The sequence below is a fragment of the Streptomyces sp. NPDC008137 genome (assembly GCF_042957035.1).
Classification (GTDB): domain Bacteria; phylum Actinomycetota; class Actinomycetes; order Streptomycetales; family Streptomycetaceae; genus Streptomyces.
Map to the genome: position 1 here is coordinate 177,626 of NZ_JBIBHN010000004.1, position 19,001 is coordinate 196,626.

Annotated in this window: 15 protein-coding genes and 1 pseudogene; 7 read left to right on the top strand and 9 right to left on the bottom strand. The window is 70.0% G+C overall.

Going from position 1 to position 19,001, the window contains the following annotated elements:
- Window positions 1–212: 212 nt before the first annotated feature.
- The 3 genes from ACFZBT_RS08955 (at window position 213) to ACFZBT_RS08965 (ending at window position 3,832) form a co-directional block, all read left to right on the top strand.
- Entirely contained in the window at window positions 213–2,540 is a 2,328-nt protein-coding gene (locus tag ACFZBT_RS08955; protein WP_391100244.1) for a tetratricopeptide repeat protein, read from the top strand.
- A 264-nt stretch (window positions 2,541–2,804) separates the two neighbouring features.
- Complete coding sequence (locus ACFZBT_RS08960; RefSeq protein WP_189725146.1) at window positions 2,805–3,302, top strand: peptidylprolyl isomerase; 498 nt, start codon at window positions 2,805–2,807, stop codon at window positions 3,300–3,302.
- A 251-nt stretch (window positions 3,303–3,553) separates the two neighbouring features.
- Window positions 3,554–3,832: a DUF6233 domain-containing protein gene (locus ACFZBT_RS08965; protein WP_391100722.1), complete on the top strand. Its 279-nt coding sequence runs from the start codon at window positions 3,554–3,556 to the stop codon at window positions 3,830–3,832.
- On the opposite strand, the pseudogene ACFZBT_RS08970 reads toward ACFZBT_RS08965, so the two are convergent.
- From ACFZBT_RS08970 to paaA, 6 genes and pseudogenes are all read right to left on the bottom strand, one after another.
- A pseudogene (locus ACFZBT_RS08970) lies at window positions 3,763–4,035 on the bottom strand (VOC family protein); the annotation flags it as partial. The gene ACFZBT_RS08965 and the pseudogene ACFZBT_RS08970 overlap by 70 nt on opposite strands.
- A gap of 333 nt (window positions 4,036–4,368) precedes the next feature.
- Complete coding sequence (gene paaE, locus ACFZBT_RS08975; protein WP_391100246.1) at window positions 4,369–5,484, bottom strand: 1,2-phenylacetyl-CoA epoxidase subunit PaaE; 1,116 nt, start codon at window positions 5,482–5,484, stop codon at window positions 4,369–4,371.
- Window positions 5,484–5,999: a 1,2-phenylacetyl-CoA epoxidase subunit PaaD gene (gene paaD, locus ACFZBT_RS08980; RefSeq protein ID WP_391100249.1), complete on the bottom strand. Its 516-nt coding sequence runs from the start codon at window positions 5,997–5,999 to the stop codon at window positions 5,484–5,486. Before paaD ends, paaE begins: the two co-directional genes overlap by 1 nt.
- Complete coding sequence (gene paaC, locus ACFZBT_RS08985) at window positions 5,993–6,820, bottom strand: 1,2-phenylacetyl-CoA epoxidase subunit PaaC (protein WP_391100252.1); 828 nt, start codon at window positions 6,818–6,820, stop codon at window positions 5,993–5,995. Before paaC ends, paaD begins: the two co-directional genes overlap by 7 nt.
- 10 nt (window positions 6,821–6,830) lie before the next feature.
- The gene (paaB, locus tag ACFZBT_RS08990; protein ID WP_391100254.1) at window positions 6,831–7,136 is read right to left on the bottom strand and encodes a 1,2-phenylacetyl-CoA epoxidase subunit PaaB; all 306 of its coding nucleotides are present in this window, start codon (window positions 7,134–7,136) and stop codon (window positions 6,831–6,833) included.
- Window positions 7,133–8,119, bottom strand: coding sequence for a 1,2-phenylacetyl-CoA epoxidase subunit PaaA (paaA, locus tag ACFZBT_RS08995; protein ID WP_391100257.1), 987 nt, complete (start codon window positions 8,117–8,119; stop codon window positions 7,133–7,135). The genes paaB and paaA overlap by 4 nt, the downstream gene beginning before the upstream one ends.
- A gap of 198 nt (window positions 8,120–8,317) precedes the next feature.
- On the opposite strand from paaA, the gene paaI reads away from it, so the two are divergent.
- Both paaI and paaK read left to right on the top strand, forming a co-directional pair.
- On the top strand, window positions 8,318–8,731 hold the full coding sequence (paaI, locus tag ACFZBT_RS09000) for a hydroxyphenylacetyl-CoA thioesterase PaaI (protein WP_391100725.1): 414 nt from the start codon (window positions 8,318–8,320) through the stop codon (window positions 8,729–8,731).
- Window positions 8,728–10,044 carry a phenylacetate--CoA ligase PaaK gene (gene paaK, locus ACFZBT_RS09005; RefSeq protein WP_391100260.1) on the top strand — a complete coding sequence of 439 codons (1,317 nt, stop codon included), beginning with the start codon at window positions 8,728–8,730 and terminating at the stop codon, window positions 10,042–10,044. The genes paaI and paaK overlap by 4 nt, the downstream gene beginning before the upstream one ends.
- Window positions 10,045–10,048: 4 nt before the next feature.
- Here the strand turns inward: paaK and ACFZBT_RS09010 are convergent, their stop codons facing one another.
- Window positions 10,049–13,807 carry a helix-turn-helix domain-containing protein gene (locus ACFZBT_RS09010; RefSeq protein WP_391100263.1) on the bottom strand — a complete coding sequence of 1,253 codons (3,759 nt, stop codon included), beginning with the start codon at window positions 13,805–13,807 and terminating at the stop codon, window positions 10,049–10,051.
- A gap of 83 nt (window positions 13,808–13,890) precedes the next feature.
- Between ACFZBT_RS09010 and ACFZBT_RS09015 the strand changes: the two genes are divergently transcribed.
- On the top strand, window positions 13,891–15,153 hold the full coding sequence (locus ACFZBT_RS09015) for an acyltransferase family protein (RefSeq protein ID WP_391100265.1): 1,263 nt from the start codon (window positions 13,891–13,893) through the stop codon (window positions 15,151–15,153).
- Here ACFZBT_RS09015 and ACFZBT_RS09020 read toward each other — a convergent pair.
- Window positions 15,120–16,340, bottom strand: coding sequence for a SpoIIE family protein phosphatase (locus tag ACFZBT_RS09020; protein ID WP_391100267.1), 1,221 nt, complete (start codon window positions 16,338–16,340; stop codon window positions 15,120–15,122). The genes ACFZBT_RS09015 and ACFZBT_RS09020 overlap by 34 nt on opposite strands.
- Before the next feature lie 116 nt (window positions 16,341–16,456).
- Window positions 16,457–17,215, bottom strand: coding sequence for an IclR family transcriptional regulator C-terminal domain-containing protein (locus ACFZBT_RS09025; RefSeq protein WP_391100270.1), 759 nt, complete (start codon window positions 17,213–17,215; stop codon window positions 16,457–16,459).
- 201 nt (window positions 17,216–17,416) lie between these two features.
- On the opposite strand from ACFZBT_RS09025, the gene ACFZBT_RS09030 reads away from it, so the two are divergent.
- The gene (locus ACFZBT_RS09030; protein WP_391100272.1) at window positions 17,417–19,000 is read left to right on the top strand and encodes an ABC transporter substrate-binding protein; all 1,584 of its coding nucleotides are present in this window, start codon (window positions 17,417–17,419) and stop codon (window positions 18,998–19,000) included.
- Window position 19,001 lies beyond the last annotated feature (1 nt).

Sequence of the window (19,001 nt, forward strand, 5' to 3'; positions counted from 1 at the left end):
CCGGCCGCCACTCCTGTGAGCCGTCCGCGACCTCGTTCCGCAGGATCAGCGGCGCCCCCTGGGACGCTTTTCCATCGTGGCCGGGTTTCGGGACGCATAGCGGCAGCCGTGCATGCCGCTGCATGCTGTGCGTTCAGGCGTGTGGAGGGGGTTTGATGCGGGGCGGGAGTGCGCGGCAGGGGTCGTTCGTCGCAGGGGCCGGGGCGGCAGTCATGGTGGCGTTGGCGGTGGTGACGAACTATGTCACCACATCTCTGCCGGGCTGGGCTGAGGATCCACGGTTGGTATGGGGTGTCTTCGGCGGGCTGGCTGTCATCGCACTCGTGCTGCAGTTGTGGGGGCGGCGTTTGGACACGGATCAAGGCGGTTCGTCAGGCGGGCGGCCGGTTGCTGTGAGCAGGATCGTGAGCGATGCGGCTGAGTCGCTTCGTCCCCCCAGCATCGACAGGCCGGTCCGAGGTCGCGAAGCCACCATCAGCGACCTGCAGCGGCTTCTTCGGCGTTCCCGGGTGGCGAACCGAATCGCAGTTGTGACGGGCACAGGCGGTATGGGCAAGACGACGGTGGCTGCCGCTTTGGCCAAGAAGGCTCAGGAGAAGGGGACTCCAGTCTTCTGGATTCCTGCTCTGAACGCGTCGGAGCTCGCTGAGCACATGGTCAGGGTTGCGGTGGCATGCGGCCTGCAGGAGGAAGCACTGGAATCAGCCCGGGCCGGCCGAGTCAGCTTGGCGGACGCCGTGTGGGAACAACTTGCCAAGACCAAACGGTGGCTCATCGTCCTCGACAACCTTGACGATCCCGACATTGCCAGGTCCGGCTCTGGTCCGCTGCATGACCACCGCGGCTGGGTGCGATGCCCCGAGCCGGGGGGTCTGCTGCTGATCACCAGCAGGGTGGCTGACGGGGGGACATGGGGCGCCGGAACCACTGTCATGAGACTGGCGCCCCTGCCCGACCATGACGGTGCCCAAGTCCTCCTCGACGGTGCCCCCCAGGCCGGGAGCCAAGCAGAGGCCGAACTGCTGGCGCGGCGCTTGGGCGGCCTGCCGCTCGCGCTCCGCGCGGCAGCCAAGTACGTCGCAGCGCCGAGCAGTCGGCACCACACTTTTGCGGGCTACCGCCGAGCTCTCGGAACGGAACTCGCGTCCCTCATCGGAGCTGAAAGCCCGCAGGCGTCCGACCCTGAAACAGCGCGCGCGGTTATCCGGCATACGTGGGATTTGTCTCTGGATCATCTCGCAGACAACGGCATTCTCCTCGCCCGTCCGGTGCTCCGACTGCTGTCTCTTCTTGCCTGGGGGCCTGTGCCCGTCTCATTTGTCACCCCCGAGCTTGTCGCCCAGGCGACCGGCCTGTCGGCCACTCAGTCCGGCGTGGATGCCGCCTTCAATGGCTTGTCCGTCTATGCTCTGCTGGAAGTGCCCACTGATGCGAGCGGAGCCCCCGTGCCAGGGCTCGTCGACCTGCACCCGCTGGTCCGTGAGATTACGGCCCTTGATCTGACTCAACGCACCGACGCTCTGCAAGCCTGGCACGCGGCGCTCGCGCGCCGCATTTACCAGGCGATCGCGGACGTCGCGGGGGCAGAATTGAGCGACCGCTCTGTCGCGCGGCACTTGTTCCCTCATCTGCTCGTGATCGCAGCTCTGGGCGAGAACCGCGGGAACCTGAATCTGGCACAGGCTGTGGCCACCTTGGCGGATGTGCTGCATCATGAGCGTGATCACGAGCACGTGCTGATCCTCAGCGGAATGTTGGCGGGAGCCTGGGCCGAAGGGATCGGACCTGATCACCCGGACACCCTTACTGCTGTCCACAACGTGGCGATCACCCTCGGATACCTGTCGCAGCACCAGGACGCTGTCGAGAAGCACCGGCAGAACCTCAGTACACGGCTGCGTGTCCTAGGGCCTGATCATGCCGACACCCTGGCCAGCCGGGATGGTCTTGCCGTCTCCCTTGGGGCGGCAGGAGAGCTGGACGAAGCCTGCTCCCTTCTTGAGCACAACCACCAAGCGGCTGTCCGGCTGTTCGGACGCGACCACGACCAAACTCTCCGCAGTCGGCACAGCCTTGCGGGAGTGTTCGTAGACAGAAGGGAGTTCCAGCGTGCAGCTGCTCTGTTCCGAGAAAACCTTCATGAGTGCACCCGTGTTCTCGGTGCGGACCATCCTTACGCGCTTGCCAGTCAGTCCGGTTTGGCCTCTGCGCTGAATGGGCTGGGCGATCAGGACGGGGCCATCGCGCTCCGCCGGCAGAGTCTCGACGCTTGCCTGCGTGTCTTCGGCTCTGAGCATCCCGACACCTTTGTCGCGCGCAGCAATCTGGCGTACGAGCTCGAGGAACTTGGGGAATACGTGGAAGCCATTGGCCTCCACGAGCGAAACCTCACCGACCGCCTTCGTGTTCTGGGCGCCGACCATCCGGACACACGTGCGAGCCAGGACGCACTCGTACACGCGCAAGCGGTTCTGCGGCCGGGTGGGGTCTTCGGGAACTTGTTCCGGAGAGTACGTTCCGGTGGGTCGCCAAACCCTTGACATCTGGGGCGGCGTGCCGAGGGCGAGGCCAACCTCTCCTGGGCACTCGCAGGTGCCGCCTGGCTGTACCTACGGCGGCAGGCACCGCGAAATCCCGTCCGCGATCTGTTCTGGGGCATGGGGCTTGCCGCAGTGAGCGCTGCGGCCCTGGCAGGGCTCATCCACTTCCGGGTTCTGACTCCCGGGACGTCCCGCGTCTCGGCGCCGCGGGGTTTGTGAGGGTGCGGAGGGGCCTTCGGGGGTGCCAGATGTCAGGATGGGGGCATGACTATCAAGGTTTTCTTTGACATCACCATCGACGACGTTCCCGCCGGCCGGATCAACATGAACCTGTTCGACGACGTCGCCCCCAAGACCGTGGAGAACTTCCGCGCGCTGGCGACCGGCGAGAAGGGCTTCGGCTACAAGGGCTCGTCCTTCCACCGCGTCATCCCGGAGTTCATGCTCCAGGGCGGTGACTTCACCCGCGGCGACGGCACGGGCGGCAAGAGCATCTACGGCGAGAAGTTCCCCGACGAGAACTTCACGCTCAAGCACACCAAGCCAGGCCAGCTCTCCATGGCCAACGCCGGCCCGAACACCAATGGCTCGCAGTTCTTCATCACCACGATCGTGACGTCGTGGCTCGACGGCAAGCACGTCGTGTTTGGCGAGGTCGCCGACGAGAGCAGCATGGAACTCGTACGGAAGATCGAGGGCTACGGCTCGCGGTCCGGCCGCACCTCGGCCACCGTCACCATCGCCGACTCCGGCACTCTCTGACGGTAAAGCGCCTGTTCATACAGGTCGTTGGGATGATTGACTCAGGCTGACTGCCGCGTATGTCTCCCGTGCCCGCAGCGCTGGATCAGGCTACGAGCGCCCGCCCGAGATGAGCGAAGCACAGCGCGTCGTCGTCAAGGCTCCGTGCCATGGCGGGGCCCCACTGTGAGCGCAATGGATGGGCTTGAGCTCTTGGACCAGCTGTCGGTGCGGGGGGCCATGCGGGTCAGGGGCCGGGCGGCGACTGCCACATGGCCGGCTCGCGACGCCTCGCGGTCAGCCGCGACGAAGCCCGCCGGCTCCTCAGCACCGGACTCCGGGCATGCAGCCACTGCCAGCCCGACGTCCAGCCCCACATCCTCGACTTACTGATGGTTTCAGAATCAGCAGAAGGGGTGGCCGACGGGTCGGCGTACACCCGGTATCCGACTGGCTTGTCTGACCCGTCGAGCAGGGTTGCGCCCAATGCGAGCACTTGTGGCTCGGCCACGTCGAGATCCGCGACCATGACGTCGACGTGCAGCTGCTGAGGGTGATCAGGGGCGGACCACTGTGGCGGTCGGAAGTCGTGGACTCGTTGGAATGCCGCGAGGGCAGTGCCTGTCGTGGTGCCGAGCACGACGAACTCCCCAGTGTCCTGCAGCCGTGAGAGTGACAGCAGATTCCCGTAGAAGTCGGCGAGCTCGGACGGGTCAGGGCAGTCGATGACAGTGGCGTACAGCTGTCCGATCATCCCGCTGATGATGGTGCTCGCAGGTCGGCCCGGCGTTCGTAGCGGGTGCGGAGTCGTTTGAACTGGTGGCAGATCGCCGCCGCCGAGGCAGCGGTCGGACTGCGGCTTCCGCCGGCTCTGCGTGCCTGGTACCTGTTGCACGACGGCTCTGCGAGGTGACGTCGGCCTTCTGCCATGCGCCGTTCCTTGAGATGCATTCCGGTCCGGCGGTCAGTTCGATGGTCAGGGTGCCGTCGGGTCGCGGTGTAGCTGGTCGGGGTCGTCTCATCGGTGACGACGACCTTCTTGCCGAGCCGTTCCGCCTCGGAATTCACGGCACAGCCGCCGCGGAGCTCAGGTGTCGAAGTCCACCGTCAGCGCGTCGGAGACGGGGAACGACTGGCAGGTGAGGACGTAGCCCGCGTCGACCTCGGCCGGTTCGAGGGCGAAGTTGCGCCGCATGTCGGCCTTCCCGTCGGTGACCAGGGCGCGGCAGGTGCCGCAGACGCCGCCCTTGCAGGCGAACGGCAGGTCCGGGCGGGTCTGCTGGGCGCCTTCGAGGATGCTCCGTTCCCGGGGGAGGGCGGAGGTGGTGGAGCGGCCGTCGAGGGTGACGGTGACCTGGCTGACCGGGCCGGTCGGTCCGGTCTCGGCGTGGTGGACCTCGCGCACGGGCTCGTCGTCGGCGTAGAACAGCTCCTGGTGGACGCGGTCGGCGGGCACGCCGAGGCCGGCCAGGACCTGCTGGGCGGCGCGGACCATGCCGTGCGGGCCACACAGCCACCAGTGGTCGGCGGAGTCCACGTCCACCAGCGCGTCGACGAGGGCCGAGAGCCGGTCGGCGTCGAGGCGGCCGGAGAGCACCTCGGCCTCGCGGGGTTCGCGGGAGAGGACATGGGCGACCTGGAACCGCGTCGGATACAGGTCCTTCAGGTCGGCGAGCTCGTCGGCGAACATCACGGTGCCGGTGCGGCGGTTGCCATAGAGGAGGGTGACCGTCGAGCGGGAGTCGGCGGCCAGGACGGACTCGGCGATGGAGACCATGGGCGTGATGCCGGAGCCGGCCGCGATCAGGACGTGGTGGCCGGGGGTGGTGAGGTCGGGTGTGAAGGCGCCGGTGGGAGCCATCACCTCGACAGTGTCGCCGGGGCGTACGTCGCGCACCAGCCAGGAGGAGAACAGTCCGCCCGGTACGACCCGGACGCCGATGCGCGGGGCGGTGCCGGCGGGTGAGCAGATCGAGTACGAGCGGCGCTCGTCGCGGCCGTCGATGTCGCGGCGCAGGGTGAGCGACTGGCCGGGCTCGAAGGCGAACTCCTCGGCCAGTTCGGCCGGGATGTCGAAGCTGACGGCCGCCGCGTCCTCGCACAGCGGCTGCACGGCGGCGACCCGCAGTCGGTGGAAGACCGGACGCCGGCGAGCCCGCGCGCGTGCCGCCGGGACGGGGGCCGGTTCCATCAGGTCGTCCATCAGATCTCCTTGACGTACTCGAACGGCTCGCGGCAGGCGAGGCAGCGCCACAGGGACTTGCAGGACGTGGCGGCGAAGCGGGAGGTCTCCTCGGTGTCGTGGAAACCGCAGCGCGGGCAGGGCACCGAGCGGCGGGCCGGCGACAGAACGAGCGGGACGGGGCCTGTGGTGCGCGCTGGCGCGGCGCCGGGCGGGGCGATGCCATGCTCGGCGAGCTTGCGCCGGCCGTCCGGGGTGATCCAGTCGCTGGTCCACGGCGGGTCGAGGACGGTGCGGATCTCCACGCGCGCGTAGCCCGCGTCCCGGAGCCGGGCGGCCACTCCGGCGCGCATCTCCGCCATCGCCGGACAGCCCGAGTAGGTCGGGGTCAGGCTGGCGACCACCGTCCCGTCCGGGGTCAGAGACACGTCGCGCAGCACCCCGAGGTCGGCCAGGGTGAGCATGGGCAGCTCGGGGTCGGGCACCTGCTCGGCGATGCGCCGGGCCCGCCGTGCGTCCAGGAGCGTCGTCACCATGTCGCCTCCGGGTGGGCGCGGGCGATGCCCTGCAACTCGGCCAGCAGCGGGGCGAGATGCTCGGTGTGCTCCCCGGTGCGTCCCGAGCCGGGCAGCGGCCGGTAGACGGGCATGGGCAGTCCTGCCGCCTCGGTGACCTGGCGCAGAACGGCGACGACCTCGTCCCGTACGTCGTACGCCGTGAACAACTCGCCCAGATAAGGTGCCACCTGTTCCAGCGCCCTGCGCGTCCGGCGGTGCGACTCCTCGGTGCCGTCGCCGAGGCGCACCACCCACTCGGCCGCGTACTGCCGGTGGTAGGCCAGCTCCTTCACGCCCTTGGCGGCGATCGCCGCGAGCACGGGGTCCCGGTGGGCGGTGAGCCGTTCGAAGTGCGCGAGGCGCCAGCTCGCGAACACCAGCAGCCGTACGGTCGAGAACGCGAAGTCGCCGTTGGGCAGTTCGGCCAGGCGTACGTTGCGGAAGTCGCCGGCGTCCCGGAAGTAGGCGTAGGCGTCCTCACCGCGGCCACTGCCGTCGACCTGGCCGGCGCGGGCATAGAGCAGCCGGGCCTGGCCGAGCAGATCGAGTCCGATGTTGGCCAGGGCCACCTCCTCCTCCAGCTCGGGGGCCCGGGTGGTCCACTCGGCGAGCCGCTGGGCCGAGACCAGGGCGTCGTCGGCCAGGGTGACGCAGAGGGCGGCCAGTTCACCGGCGTCGACGCCGTCGGGCACGGCCGTGTCGACGCCGTGCAGGGGGTCCTCGAAGCCGGTGCCGTAGGCCCAGCGGGTGTCGTCCTCGTGTCCCTCGGTGAGGGTCATGTAGACGTGGTCGTCACTCATGCCCTCTCCTTCAGATGTGCGGGACGTCGTCGGGGATGTCGTAGAAGGTCGGGTGGCGGTAGACCTTGTCGGCGCTGGGCTCGAAGAACGGGTCCTTCTCGTCGCGGGTCGAGGCGGTGATGTGCTCGGACCGCACCACCCAGATGCTGACGCCCTCGTTGCGCCGCGTGTACAGGTCGCGGGCGTGGGTGAGCGCCATGCGGTCGTCGGCGGCGTGCAGCGAGCCCACGTGGACGTGGTTCAGTCCGCGCTTGCCGCGCACGAACACCTCGTACAGCGGCCAGTCCCGCTTGTCGGACGACTTCTCGGCGCTCATGCCACCGCTCCCTTCTCCGCACGGGCGGCCTGCTTGGCCGCGTGGGCGGTGGCCGCCTCGCGGACCCAGGCGCCCTCGTCGTGGGCGCTTCTGCGCCGCTCCATCCGCTGGTCGTTGCACGGGCCGTCGCCCTTGATGACCCGCATCAGCTCGTCCCAGTCGGGGGTGCCGAAGTCGTGGCGCCCCCGCTCGTCGTTCCAGCGCAGCTCCGGGTCCGGGAGCGTCACGCCGAGCTTCACGGCCTGCGGGACGGTCATGTCGACGAAACGCTGACGCAGTTCGTCGTTGCTGTGCCGCTTGATCTTCCAGGCCATCGACTGCGCGGAGTTGGGCGAGGCGTCGTCGGGCGGGCCGAACATCATCAGCGACGGCCACCACCAGCGGTCCACGGCGTCCTGCACCATCTCCCGCTGCGCCGCGGTGCCGCGCATCATCGTCATCAGCAGCTCGTAGCCCTGCCGCTGGTGGAAGGACTCCTCCTTGCAGATCCGCACCATCGCGCGGGCGTAAGGCCCGTACGAGGACCTGCACAGCGGCACCTGGTTGCAGATCGCGGCACCGTCCACGAACCAGCCGATCACCCCGACGTCCGCGAAGCTCAGCGTGGGGTAGTTGAAGATCGACGAGTACTTCTGGCGGCCCTCGATCAGCCGTTCCGTGAGATCCGCGCGGTCCGCACCGAGCGTCTCCGCCGCCGAGTACAGATACAGCCCGTGCCCGGCCTCGTCCTGGACCTTCGCGAAGAGAATGGCCTTGCGGCGCAGCGACGGCGCGCGCGTGATCCACTCGCCCTCCGGCTGCATGCCGATGATCTCCGAGTGCGCGTGCTGCGCGATCTGACGGATCAGCGTCTTCCGGTAGCCCTCCGGCATCCAGTCGCGCGGCTCGATGCGCTGGTCCCGCGCGATCGTCGCGTCGAAGTGCTGCTGGAGAACCGGCTCGGCGCCGTCCGTCCCCGCGGGGCTGGAGCGTGTCGTATCCATCCGTCCCACTTCCCAACCGACCATTCGTTCGGTCCATCATAGGACAGGCCCGGGCGCCTTGGTAAGCCCCCGGCCCTTGACATGCGCGGAGCCGATGGGATTACTTGGCAGCGCCGAAGCTAACCGAATGTTCGGTCGGTAGACAAGGTGGTGCGAGAGGTGGCCCATACCGCTGACGCGACGCCGGCCGCGGAGGCGATGTTCGCCGCGGACCAGGCCTCCCGCGGGCTCGGTGTCGAGCTGCTCGAGCAGGGCGAGGGAACCGCCGTGCTCCGGATGACCGTGACCCCGGGGATGGTGAACGGGCACGGCATCGCCCACGGGGGCTACGTCTTCCTGCTCGCCGACAGCGCCTTCGCCTGCGCCTGCAACAGCCACGGCCCCGTGACCGTCGCGGCCGGGGCCGACGTCACCTTCGTGGCCCCGGCGTACGAGGGCGACGTACTCGTGGCGCGGGCCGAGGAACGCACCCGGTGCGGCCGCAGCGGCCTCTACGACGTGAGCGTGCTGCGAGGCGACGAGGTGATCGCGGAGTTCCGGGGCCGCAGCCGCACCATCGGGAGCGCGAGGACGAGCCCGAGCGCGCGCACGACGTCGAAGGAGTCGCGATGACCGGTGAGCCCCTCCCCCGCGATCTGCGGGACGACGATCTGCTGGACGACGCCGAGCGCCTCACGCGCGAGCAGCTGCGCGAGCTCCAGCTCGACCGGCTGCGCCGGAGCCTGCGGCACGCCTACGACAACGTGGAGACGTACCGGAAGAAGTTCGACGCCGCCGGGGTCACGCCCGAGGACTGCCGGTCGCTGGAGGACCTGTCCCGGTTCCCCTTCACGACCAAGGCCGATCTGCGCGACACCTACCCGTTCGGCATGTTCGCCGTCCCCATGGACCGAGTCAGCCGCGTCCACGCCTCCAGCGGCACCACGGGCCGCCCCACGGTCGTCGGCTACACGGAGAACGACATCTCGATGTGGGCGGACCTCGTCGCCCGCTCGATCCGCGCCGCCGGCGGGCGGCGGGGACACAAGGTCCACATCTCCTACGGCTATGGGCTGTTCACCGGAGGCCTCGGCGCGCACTACGGCGCGGAGCGCGCCGGCTGTCTGGTGATCCCTGCCTCCGGGGGCATGACCGCACGCCAGGTGCAGATCATCCAGGACTTCGCGCCCGAGATCATCATGGTGACGCCGTCCTACATGCTGACGCTCCTCGACGAGTTCGAGCGACAGGGCGTCGACCCGCGCTCCACGTCCCTGCGGGTGGGCATCTTCGGCGCCGAGCCCTGGACGGAGGAGATGCGCCGCGAGATCGAGGAGCGCATGGACCTCCACGCCGTCGACATATACGGCCTGTCCGAGGTGATCGGCCCGGGGGTCGCGCAGGAGTGCGTGGAGACCAAGGACGGCCTGCACGTCTGGGAGGACCACTTCTATCCCGAGGTCGTCGACCCCCTCACGGGTGAGGTGCTGCCCGAGGGCGAGGAGGGCGAGCTGGTCTTCACGTCCCTGACCAAGGAGGCGTTGCCGGTCGTCCGCTACCGCACCCGCGACCTGACCCGGCTGCTGCCCGGCACGGCCCGGCCCGCCTTCCGCCGCATCCAGAAGATCACCGGCCGCTGCGACGACATGATCATCCTGCGCGGGGTGAACGTCTTCCCGAGCCAGATCGAGGAGATCGTCCTGCGCACGCCCGGCGTCGCCCCGCACTTCCAGATCCAGCTGACCCGGCGCGGCCGCATGGACCACATGACCGTCCACGTCGAGACCCGCCCGGGCACGCCCGCCGACCGGCGCGAGGCCGCGGCCCGCGCGATCGCGGGTGGCGTCAAGGACGGCGTCGGCGTCACGGTCGACGTGGAGATCGTGGAACCGGAGACGCTGGAACGGTCGGTGGGCAAGCTGCGGCGGGTGAAGGACCTGCGGTGACGTCCTAGCCCTTGGCTGCCGGGCAGCCGGTTTCAGTGGACTGGTCGGGCAGATAGCGGGACTGTTCCAGTGGGGTGAGCGTGGTGTCGATGGCCGCGCAGATGTCGCGGATCGCGCGGGCCGGGTCGGGCAGTTCGATGTTCCACAGCTCGACGGAGGGGCCCACGCTGATGGCCAGGGTGTGGCCGTCCGGGCTGAACCTCACCGCCCCTGCTTGCGGGCGGATCGGCAGGGTTCTTCTGATCTGGCTGGTGGCGAGGTCCCACAGGTGGACTCCTCGTTCGTTGCTCGCGGCAAGAGTGCTGCCATCCGAGCTGAAGGCCAGCGCCGCCACGTCACCGCTGACGTTGAAGCTGTCCCGGAGCTGGCCGGTGCGCGCGTTCCACGTCTTCACGGCTCCCTTGGCGCTGCTTGCGGTGGCCAGGGTGTCTCCGTCCGGGCTGAAGGCGAGAGACAGCAGGTCACCGGCGCTCGGCTTGATGGTGCGCTGGATTCGGCCGGTGGCGGCGTCGAGCAGTCTGACCTGTTCGTGGCCCGCTTTGATGTGTGCGACGGCGAGTGTGCGGCCGTCCGGGGCGAACGCCAGCGTCCTGGCGGGTTCGTCGTGGCCCGGGTAGGCGGTGTGCAGTGCGCCGCTCGAAAGGTGCCAGATCCGAACCGATCCGTCGTGGCTCACAAGGGCGAGCCGTGTCCCGTCAGGGCTGAACACCGCCGTGTCGATGTTGCGCAGGGCACGGCGTTGAAGAAGGCGGCTCGTAGTGACCTCCCGGACTTCGATCACCTCGTTCTTGGTGGCCCGGGCGGCGAGAGCGCGTCCGCTCCGGCTGAACCCCACCGTTCCGAAGCGGCTGACCGTGAACGGGATTTCCTCTCGCCGGGGTGCCGGTTCGGTGTCGAGCGTCAGTACGTCGTCGCGGTCGCCGGTGCTGGCATCCCACAGCTCTACCGCCCCACGGCCGGGCGGTGCTTGGCGAACCGTCGCCGCCGTGTGTCCCTCCGGACTGAATGCGATGTCGGAGATGAACGTGGCGGCATCGCCCGGCAGTCTGAGTCGCGGGCGATCGGCAGACAGCCGGTGGATACGGATGGCGGAGTCCCGGCTGCTGCTGGTCACCAGGGTGCGGCCGTCCAGACAGAGGGCCATGTCCGTCAGTCCCCGACTACGATGATCGGCGTTCACGGTGCCTCGCGCCGCGCCGGACGCGGTGTCCCACAGTCGCACCGTGTCCGCAACGCCCCGGACTGCGAGGGTGCGCCCGTCCGGCGCGAAGGCCACGTCGTCCACGCCGATGGGTCTGTCACTGATGGTGCGCCGGAGTTTGCCGGTGGCTACCTCCCGCAATTGCACCCACGACCTGTCGGCGGGGACTACAGCGTAGGTCCGGCCGTCGGGGCTGATGGCAACAACATAGCCATCTCTCGGGGTCTCGTGGGCGGTCCGGGTCCGGCCGGTGGCCAAGTCTCCCACCCGCACCTGTCCGTTGTAGCTTGCCGCGACGACAGTGTCTCCGTGGGGGCCGAAGGCAACCGCCCGTGAGCCCTCGCTGGTGAAGTTGAGCCGAGTGCGGCCGGTGGCCACGTCCCACACACGTACGGTCGACGCGGATGCGGCTGCCACGGTACGCCCGTCGGGGCTGAACTCCGTTGCCCTTACCGCACCCTCGGGGACGGTGACGGTACGGATTCTCCTGCCGGTGGCCGGATCCCAAAGTCCGATCACCGCGCCGGCGTCACCGGAGGTCGCGACTGCGAGGGTGCGTCCCTCGGCGCTGAGCGCCGCGACATCACCGGAGCCAGGCACAGTGAAAGTGTGCCGGAGCCGTCCCCCAGGCAGTTCCCAGATCCGCACCTTGCCGTCTTTGCTGTGGGTGGCGACGGTACGTCCGTCCGTGCTGACAGTGAGGGAACGCACGGGTTCCTTCCCACTGACCAGACGCTCGCTCAGCGGCAACGCCCCGGCGTCATACAGCGCGGCGGCGGCCTCGCGCGTAGGACTGATGCGGTACGCATGCACAGCGAGCAGCGACGCCAGATCAGGTTCAGATTCCAGCAACGCCCCGGACTGCGCGGCCAACTGACGTGACTGAGCCACGTGCTGGGCCGTCACCGCGCTCTCCCACTGCCCCACGGCGAGACCGGCGGCGACAAGCGCGAGGCACAGCGCGGCGGTGACCGCCGTGAGCACCAGCCGGTACCGGCGACGGCCCTTCCGCTCGTGGACACCACTCGCGTCGAGGAAGGCACGCTCCAGGCCGGTCAGCTCCTCGCGCGATGCGCCACCGAAGTGTTCCTGCGCGGCGGCGAGCCGAATCCCCCGGCACAACGCCCCCTCCTCGCGACCCAGTTCCTGCCAGGCGTGGGCCGCTTCGGTGAGGTCCCGGTGCACACGGAGGCGTTCGCGGTCTTCCTCGATCCACCCGCGCAGACGGGGCCAGGCCGTGATCAGGGCCTCGTGGGCCATCTCGACCGTGTCGCCGTCCAGGGTGAGCAGCCGCGCCCCGGCGAGGGCGTCGACCACCCGGGCGGTGTCGTCCCGGCCGGTGCCGGACAGTTCCGCGCGGTCGACGGGACGGCGAGTGTCGGGGGTGCCTCCCCCACTCTCGGCTTCGCTCGAGCGGGGGGACCCCCATCCGGGGGCGACCAGACGCAGCAACACCCGCCGGGCGGCTACCGCCTGGTCGTCGGTGAACCGGCCGTGGACCTCCTCCGCGGTCCGGGCGATCGCACCGTCCAGGCAGCCGGCCGCCTCGTACCCCGCCAGGGTCAGTGTCTTGCCGCGGCGGCGGCGCCAGGTCTCCAGCAACGCGTGGGACAGCAGTGGCAGTCCGCCCGGCGCGTCGGCGACCTCCTCGACCAGCCGGGCGGTGAGGGCGCGTTCCACGGTCAGTCCGGCGGCCTTGGCCGGTTTGACGACAGCGGCCCGCAATTCCGCCCTGCTCATCGCTCCGGCCAGGAGGTTGGCATCACGCAGTGCGTCGGCCAGGCCGCGGTGCTCGGCGCAACGGCCGTAGAAGTCGCCGCGTACCGCCAGCAGCACCCGCAGTCGGCTCTCCGGCTGCCGGGCCCTCAGCAGCAGGTCGATGAAGCGGGCGCGTTCGGCCGCGTCGTGGCAGAGCGTGAAGACCTCCTCGAACTGGTCGACTATCAGGAAGGTGTCCGCTCCGGCGCTGCCGTCGTGAGGTGTCGCGGGGACCAACAGGGATGAGTGGTTGCGCGCGGGGCGTTCGCCCGGTGTCAGGATCCGGATCGCGGCCGGGCGCAGGTCCGGCTCCTGGGCGTGCCGGAGCACGGGTATCAAGCCGGCCCGTAACAGGGAGGACTTGCCACTGCCGGAGGGTCCGAAGACCGCGGCGAACCGCCGTCGGCGCAACAGCTCGACCAGGTCGTCGGTGAGCTGTTCCCGGCCGAAGAACAGGCCGCTGTCGCCCGTCTCGAACCGTGCCAGTCCCCGGTACGGCGGGAGGGATCCGTCGTCGTCCCGGGATTCGTCACCGGCGGACTCCTCCACCGCCTCCTTCCACCGGGCCTCCCATTCGGCCGGGTCTCCGCCGCACGCCTCCGCGTAGGCGAGGGCCACCGGCAGCGTCGGCAGCCGCTCACCTCCTGCCGCCTGCGCGAGCGTGGTCACCGAGTAGCCCGCACGCCGGGCCAGCGCCCGGTAGGTGATCCCGTCCGCCTCCGCTCTCAGCTTGCGTAACTCGAACGCGAACCGCTGCACCGGTCCCGCCGCCGGATCCACCGGCACCTCATGACGTCCCGCCACCCCCGCACCCCCTCCGGCCCGCCCATTGTCAGGCCGCCAGAACCGTACTGCCGAACAATGATCAAGCCGCTGAACTCGGCCGCATGGAATCCCCACCCCTCGACCCGGCTTCCCCGACGCGTCTGTCGCGCTTGGGCTGGCTGGACGCGTTGCGCGGCATCGCCGCACTCGTCGTGGTGTTCGACCACTCGTCGTACACCTTCATGCCGGAGTTCCGGCGGGAGCTGATGCCGGAGTTCAACACCAGCCGCTACGGCATCATGGTGTTCTTCCTGGTGAGCGGCTACGTCATCCCCGCCTCGCTGGAGCGCCGGGGCTGTGTCCGGACGTTCTGGATCGGACGGATCTTCCGCGTGTATCCGCTGTGGGCGGCCGTCGTCGCCGTACTTCTCGCCCTCGGTGTCACAGGCGTCGCGGAGCTGCGTGACCTCGGTGGGCAGGGCGCCGTCACCGTGGCGGTCGCCCATGCCACGATGCTGCAGGAGTTACTGGGGACACCCAATCTCCTGCTCGTCCTGTGGACGCTCTCGTACGAGATGTCCTTCTACCTGCTGGTCGTCGCCCTGTTCACGGTCCGGCTGCACCAGCGGTCGGCGGCGGTGTCCGTCGTCCTGGCCGGGCTCGCCGCCATCAGCGTGGCGGCAGGGGCCGTGCTGCCGGTCTCCGCTCTGTCCGGCCTGGTGGGCACCGGCCCGCTGATCGCGTTCGCCTCGATCGCCATGGTCGTCGCCATCGGCTGCGCGAGCGCCGGGTCACCCGCGCTGCGCATGTTCGGGGGTGTGCTGGGGGGCGTGCTGGCGCTCCTCCTGGTCTCGTTCAACGGCACCGTCCCCCTGTGGGAGGGGCTGGTGATCCTCGCCGTGATGTTCCTCGGCACAGCCGTCTACCGGGCCGAGCACGGTCAGATCACCTGGCGCGACGCGGCCGGAACTGCTCTCCTGGTGGTCGCCTGCGCCGTGGGGAGTGCCTGCTGGTACGGCGACGGTGACCACTTCACGCGGCACGGCTGGATCGTCGCGTTCCTGCTGGCCGTGCTCACCTTCGGCGCCGGAGTGTGGTCCCGCCGCCGGCGCATACCCCGGGTGCTGACCGGCCTGGGAACGATCAGCTATTCGGTCTATCTGGTGCACCCCGTACTGCTGGCGGTGATCGACAGCACGACGGGCAGACGGCGGCAGGACAGTCTCGCGCTCGAAGTGGCGTTCTTCGGCGTGCTGCTGCCGCTGTGCCTGGTGACCCACCGTCGGGTCGAAGTGCCCGGCCAGGCCTGGGGCCGCCGGCTCACCCGCCGCCCGCGGTCACACGACGAGCGTCAGCGGCACCCCACCTCGCACGCCGGAACCTGAGCCGTGCTGCCCGTGCCCGACTCGATCGCCGCCGTGACGCCTGCCTCGGAGGCGGCGGGCTTGCGGATCAGGAGCAGGGCCGCGTCGTCGTGCAGCCGTCCGCCGACGTGGGCCAGCAGTTCGTCGTGGAGTGCGCCGAGGGTGCGGGCCGGCTCGTGGGAGACATGGCGTTCCAGGCCTTCGGCGAGCGGGTAGAAGGCCCGGCCGTGGTCGCGGGCCTCGGTGACGCCGTCGGTGTAGAGCAGCAGTTGGTCGCCGTCGGCGAACGGGAGCGACTGGAGGCCGGGCGCGTGACCGGCCAGGGCGCGCAGGCCGAGGGGCGGGGACGGCAGGTCGGGCTCGACGGGTGTGACGCTCCCCGATGCGCTCACCAGCAGCGGGGGCGTGTGCCCGCAGTTCACGACCTCCAGCTGTCCGGGCTCCGGGTATCCGGCGACGATGGCGGTCACGAAGTCGTCGTGGCCGAGATTGCGCGTCAGGCTGCGTTCGATCCTCTCGACCACGGCGAGCAGGTCGGGCTCGTCATGGGCGGCCTCGCGGAAGACACCCAGCACCAGCGCGGCCGTCCCCACGGCGGGCAGGCCCTTGCCGCGCACATCGCCGACGATCAGCCGCACCCCGTGCCGGGTGGGTATCAGGGCGTAGAGGTCGCCGCCGATGCGGGCCTCGGCGGCCGCGGCGCTGTAGCGGACGGCCACCTGGAAGGGACCGACGTTCGCCGGTACGGGCCGGAGCAGCGCGTGCTGGGCGGTCTCCGCGACCGAGCGGACTGCTGCGAGCACCCGTTCGCGGCGCCCGCGCAGGACACTGGCGAGGCCGCTCGCGAGCGTGACGGCCATCAGGGCCGCCAGGACCGCGGCCAGTTCACGGCTCGGGACGCCGCCCCGGACCCCGAGCAGCGCGCCGAGCACCCCGGCGAGGAGACCCACACAGACGACGCCTCGCGGCCCGTTGGTCGTGGCCGCGAGGGCGGGGCCGGCGGCGAGCAGGGGCAGCCAGATCATCCCCGCGCCGTCGGCGAGGTCGGCGAGCAGGACGGCCGTGACGACCAGTACGGGCAGGACGGGCACACCGGCGGCCAGCTGCGCGAGGGCGCGCCTGCGGGCCGAATCCCCGGCACCGGCCACTCGACTGCTGGACGGCCCCGCGGGCCGGTGGTCGGCACCAAGGTCACGCGCATGGCTCATGTCTGTATCCGGGTCCCTCACCTGTGCGCGGGGCGCGGGTCTGAAAGGCGCACCCCTGAAATGTCTGCTTTATCCAGGTAAAGGGGTGGCCTGGGGCACCGGCAAGAAGCCGGTTTTCAGATAGTGAGCGAGAGGCTCCGGGTCACCCGGCTCGCGGTCGGCAGCAGCCGCTCCCGAGCCTCCGTCAGCCGGGAGAGCCGGTTCACCGGGAGTGAGACACCGAGGGAACCGATGGTGTCCCCGCTGTAGACCGGGACGGCGACGCAGACCGTGCCGAGGGAGTACTCCTCCAGGTCCGTGACGGCCGGGGCCATGGGGGCGGTTTCCAGCCGCCGGAGCAGTTCCGGCAGGCTGGTGATCGTCCGTGGCGTGAGGTCGGCGAGCTGGTGGCGGGAGAGGTAGTCCTTGCGGGCCTCGACGTCCAGTTCCCGCAGCACGGACTTGCCGAGCGCGGTCGCGTGTCCCGCGTCCTCGAAGCCCACCCAGAGATCGACTCGGGGCGTCCCGGGACCGTCGACGATCTCGGCGACCCGGATCTCGCCGTCCTCGTAGAAGGTGAGGTAGGCGGCGGACGTGAGCTCGTCCCGCAGCGCGGCGAGCGTGGGCCGGACCCGGTTCAGCAGCGCCTGCGCCCGGCCGGTGGTCTTCAGCGTTTGCAGCTTGTCACCGAGGACGAACCCGCCGTCGTCCAGCTTCCGCACGTAACCGTCATGGACCAGTGTTCGCAGCAGGTGATAGGCGGTGGCCAGGGGCAGGCCCGTCTCCCGCGCCAGCTGCTTCGCCGGCGCGCCGTTCTCGTGCGCGCTGACGGCCTCCAGCAGGCGCATGGCCCGCTGGACCGACGTGATCAGCGTGGGGCCGGCTTGCTCAGCCATAGGACCAGCCTGCGTCAGGCACACGAAGGGGGCAAGGCGGCCGGTCACGCGGCCCGGATCGCATTCGACCCCGGACCCGCCGTTGCGTTTGTGACGACTTCTTCACAGCCGGAAGGGTTGGCTTGAAACCGCCCGCTCGTTATCGTTCACGGACTTCACTCAATCGTTCAGTGAACGAATAGCGACAGGGAGGGTCGGTTCATGTCCGGCATGCACCACCCGGGGCGCCGCTCGGTGCTCGCCGCGGGCACCGCCTGTGCGGCCTCGCTCGGCGCGTCCTGGCTGCTGTCCGGCTGTTCGGGCGCCACCGCCGCACCCGTCCTGCCGGCCGCCGCCCTGCGCGGCGCGCCCGACCGCGGCGGGACCTTGCGGATCGCCCGCCCGCCGGCCTCCGACGCCGAGACCCTCGACCCGGCGAGCTCCCTGTCCGCCTACGAGTACCTGGGCGCCCTCTACAACCGGCTGGTCCGTATCGGTACGGGCGGCGAGGTGGCTCCCGACCTCGCCGAGTCCTGGGAGCCGGACAGCGCGGCGCGCACCTGGACCTTCCGGCTCCGCAAGGGCGTCACCTTCCACGACGGCCGGGTCTTCACCTCCGCCGACGCCGCCTACACGCTGCGGCACATCCTGGACAAGGCGACGGCGTCCCCGCAGGCAGGCGTCCTCGCCCCGCTCGTCGACCCCGGGCGGCTGCGCACACCCGACGCGCACACCCTCGTCGTGCCGCTGAAGTCGCCGAACGCCGAGTTCCCGAGCCTGCTCACGCACTACAACTGCTACGTCGTCCCCGAGGGCAGCGGCAAGTCCATCGGCCGCACAGGCATCGGCACCGGGCCCTTCAAGCTGGAGTCCTTCGCGCCGGCCGGTCCCGGCCGCGTCACCGCGTACAAGGACCACTGGGCGGGCCGCCCGGTGCTCGACGCGATCGCCTTCTACTCGGTCGCGGACATGTCGGCCCGCTCGAACGCCCTGCTCGCCGGGCAGGTCGACCTGCTGTCCCAGACCAACCTGGACTTCGCCACCGCCCGCGTCGTGGCCGCCTCCGACCGCGCCACCATCGCCCGGGTGAGGAACGGCCAGTGGTACGTGCTGCCGATGCTCACCACCGAGAAGCCCTTCACCGACGTCCGGGTCCGCCAGGCCATGAAGCTCGCCTACGACCCCGAGCACGTCGTGAAGGCGGCACTGCAGGGCGCGGGCAGGCCCGGCTGGGACAACCCGGTGCCCCCGGACGACCCGTCCCACATCTCCGCGCACCCCGAGCACGATCCGGAGCGGGCGCGGTACCTGCTGAGGGAGGCGGGCCACGAGGACCTGGCCGTCGACCTGTACACCTCCGCGTACGACCCCCTCTTCACGCCCATGGCGCTCGCCTACCAGGAGTCGGCGAAGCGGGCGGGTATCCGGATCCGCGTCAAGACGGCGTCGGCGGACTCGTACTACACACAGATCTGGATGAAGCAGCCGCTGATGGCCACCTACTGGTACACCGGCCGGCCCGTCGACCAGCTCTTCAACCAGGTCTTCCGCAGCGGGTCCTCGTACAACGAGACCGCCTGGTCCGACAAGGGCTTCGACGCGCTGCTCGACCGGGCGCGCGCAGAGACCGACGATGCCAGACGCCGGGACCTCTACGGCGAGGCGCAGAGCTGGGTGATCGACAAGGGCGGTGCGATCACCCCGATGTTCGCCGACCGGCTCGTGGGCATCTCGCGCAAGGTGCGCGGCTACGCCGAGCACGGCTTCGAGTTCGACTACCTCGGCATCGGCCTGAAGGGAGTCTGAC